Source organism: Kitasatospora sp. MBT63 (assembly GCF_000710465.2).
Taxonomy (GTDB): domain Bacteria; phylum Actinomycetota; class Actinomycetes; order Streptomycetales; family Streptomycetaceae; genus Kitasatospora.
The window spans coordinates 1-3,147 of the sequence record NZ_JAIZ01000353.1 but is presented as its reverse complement, the minus strand read 5'-3'; the positions used below and the strand labels follow the sequence as shown (position 1 = coordinate 3,147).

Genomic DNA, 3,147 nt, shown 5'->3' with positions numbered 1-3,147 from the left:
GGCTCGGTCCGGGCGTCGCGGCGGACGAAGGTGGCCAGGTCGGTGGCGGCCTCGGCGTAGTTCCACAGGCCGTCGGTGCAGATCAGCACCACCCCGGGGACGTGCGGGGTGAAGCTGACGGTGTGCGGGTCGAGGTCCTCGGCGTCGGCGCCGAGCCAGCCGGTGATGGCGTGCGCCCGCGGGTCGGCGTACGCCTCGGCCTCGGCCATCAGCCCGGCGGAGACCATCCGGGCGGCCCAGGAGTCGTCCTCGGTGAGCCGGTAGGGCTCGGCGGCGTCGCGGTCGTCCGGGATCCAGTAGGCGCGGGTGTCGCCGACCCAGCCGATGGTGACCACGCCGGCCGCCGAGACGGCGCTGACGTAGGTGCAGGCGGGTGCGTTGAGGTGGCCGCCGGGCCGCTCCGGCGGGGTGCCGTCGTAGGCCAGGTCGGTCACGGCGCGGGCCGCGGCGGCGATGGCGCCGCGCATCGCCAGGGTCGGGTCCTGGCCGTGCTCCAGCGCGGTCAGCAGGGACTCGGAGGCGGCGTCGACGGCGGTGGCGGAGGCCTCGTCGGGGCGCGCCGAGGAGGAGACGCCGTCGCAGACCACGGCGATCACGGCGGGTGCGCCGTCGGGCAGCGCGGTGCCGGCCACCGCGAACGCGTCCTCGTTGCGGTGGTGGCGCAGGCCGCGGTCGGAGACCCCGGCGACGCCGGTCAGCGCCCGTTCCTGGTGGTCGCGGGGGCGCGGCTGGACCTTGCCGCAGGCCTCGCAGTAGCCGTCGGCGGCGAGTTCGGCGGCGCCGCAGTGGACGCACCCGTGGGCCGCCGGTGCGGCGGCGGGAGCGTCGAGCACGGTCGGCGGTCCGTTCAGGTTCGCGCCGCAGGCCCCGCAGAACGCGTCCTGAGGGTCCATCGGTTCGGCACAGCTGGGGCACCTGGTCTGCTGCGGCATTGCGTCACACCCACGTCCGGGGGCGGGCCCGGTTCGCCCGCTCCACCATCTCGATCCTCGTTTCGGCCCGGTCGGACAACCGCGCCAACACCCGGTAGGAGTGTTCCAGAGCGAAGCGCAGTTCCCGTTCCGCGGGGGCATGTCCGAGGACCTCGGGTCCGCCCTCCGGTCCGTCGCCCGCCTTTCCGGCCAGTACCCACTGCAGGGCGGTGTCCAGCACCTCGACCGCGAGTTCGGCGCGGCGCCGGGCGTCCAGGGTGAGCGCGCCCAGCTGGTCGGAGCAGCGGCCCAGTTCGGGGCCGAGGTGCTCGGCGGCCGTGCGGCCGCGCAGCCTGGCCCGGACGGTGCCGATCCGGGCCGCGGTGAAGTGCGCGGAGGACTCCGGGACGGTCTCCAGGGCGTGCACCGCGCCGTCCCGGTCGCCGGCCGCGAGCCGGACCCGGGCCAGGCCGAAGGCGGCGCTGACGTAGCTGCGGTCGGTGGCGCCGACCAGCCGGTAGAACTCGGCGGCGTCCTCGCCGTGGCCGAGCAGTTCGGCGCAGACGGCGAGGGCCAGCTTGGGCGCGCTCTCGCCGGGGAAGGCGTCGTAGAGCGCGTCGAAGGACTCGGCGGCCGCCTCGGTGCGGCCGGCGGCCAGGTCGGTCAGGCCGCGGTACCAGACCACCCGCCAGTCGTCGGGGTACTCGGTGGCCAGGGCGTCCAGGGTCCGGCCGGCGGCGGCCGGGTCGCCGAGTTCGAGTTCGGCGCGCAGGGCCCGCAGCCGCAGTTCGACCGAGGGGGCGGGGGCGGCGAGCAGCGTGGTGAGCACCTCTGCGGGGCCGCCGGCGGTCAGCGCGGCGAGGAACCCGGCGCCGGGGTCGGCGGGGTCGACCCGGGGTACCGGCAGGGTCAGCGCGGCCTGCACCGCATCGAGCGGCTGCTCGGTCAGCTCGCTGTCCAGCAGGCGCAGTTCCGGGCCGAACAGGGTGGAGGCGGCGGGCCGCGGGCGGCCGTCCTTGAGGCTGAGCACCTCGCGCAGGACGCCGGTCAGCTGGTCGGCCATCTCGGTGGCGGAGCCGAACCGGCGGGCCGGGTCCGGGTCGGTGGCGCGGACCAGCAGGCGGTAGAAGGACTCGTACTCGGCGAGGACGGCCACCTCCTCCGGGCCGGGCAGCTCGTACCGGTGGGTGGTGGCGTAGTGCGGGAAGTCGAAGGTGAGCACGGCCAGCGTGCGGGCCACCGTGTAGAGGTCGGAGGCGGGGGTCGGGCCGTCGGTGCCGATCTCCGGGGCCTGGTAGCCGACGGTGCCGTAGATCGGGCCGTCGTCGTCGGAGCGGCGGACCGCACCCATGTCGATGATCTTGAGCGAGTCCTCGCTCTGGATCACGTTGTCGACCTTGAAGTCGCAGTAGACCAGGCCGCGGCTGTGCAGGTAGCCGAGTGCGGGCAGGGCCTCCAGCGCGTACGCGATGGCCTGCTCGACCGGGAGCGGGTCGCGCCGTCCGTCCGGGGTGCGGCGCTCGTTGGCGATGTCCTTGAGGGACTTGCCGCCGACGTACTCCATCACGATGTAGCCGTCGGTGGAGCCGGTGCGGGTGTCCGGGTGCTCGACGAAGTTGATGATGCGCACGATGTTCGGGTGGTCCACCTCGGCGAGGAAGCGCCGTTCGGCGACCGCGACCGCCAGCGCGTCCTCGTCGCCGGTGTCCAGCAGGCCCTTGAGCACGACCCACTTGTCGTTCACCCGGCGGTCGACCGCCAGGTAGATCCAGCCCAGGCCGCCGTGTGCGAGGCAGCCGAGCACCTCGTACTGGCCGCCGACCAGGTCGCCGCGGACCAGTTTGGGCGTGAACGAGTAGGCCGTGCCGCACTTGGTGCAGAAGCCGTCCGGGCGGCCGGGCCGGCCGTCCTTCTCCCGGCCGACCGGGCTCTCGCACTTGCTGCAGTAGCGCTTGCGCTCGGGCACCCCGGGGTCGGCCAGCACCGCGGAGGCCGGGTCCGGCGCGGGCACCGGCGGGACGGCCACCAGGCCGGCGCCGAGGTTGCCGCGCCGGGCGGTGCCGCCGGTGCCGCCGGAGCTGCGCACCGAGATGGCGGAGCCGCGGCCGGTGCGGGCCGAGGAGCGGTGCGAACGGGAGCGGCCGGACATCGTGCGCACCGAGCCGGAGCGGGACACCCCGGAGCCGGACCGGGCGGCGGGTACCGCGACGGGCCCGGCCGTGGCGGCCCGCGCGGC

At 75.6% G+C, this 3,147-nt stretch carries 2 protein-coding genes; both read right to left on the bottom strand.

Features of this window, described 5'->3' with window-relative positions; translation table 11 throughout:
* Window positions 1–893, bottom strand: an 893-nt coding sequence (locus AA75_RS20845; RefSeq protein WP_051812918.1) for a protein phosphatase 2C domain-containing protein, incomplete at its 3' end; no start/stop codon positions are given.
* A 43-nt stretch (window positions 894–936) separates the two neighbouring features.
* A partial coding sequence (locus tag AA75_RS20840; protein WP_051812915.1) for a serine/threonine-protein kinase occupies window positions 937–3,147 on the bottom strand: 2,211 nt, incomplete at its 5' end.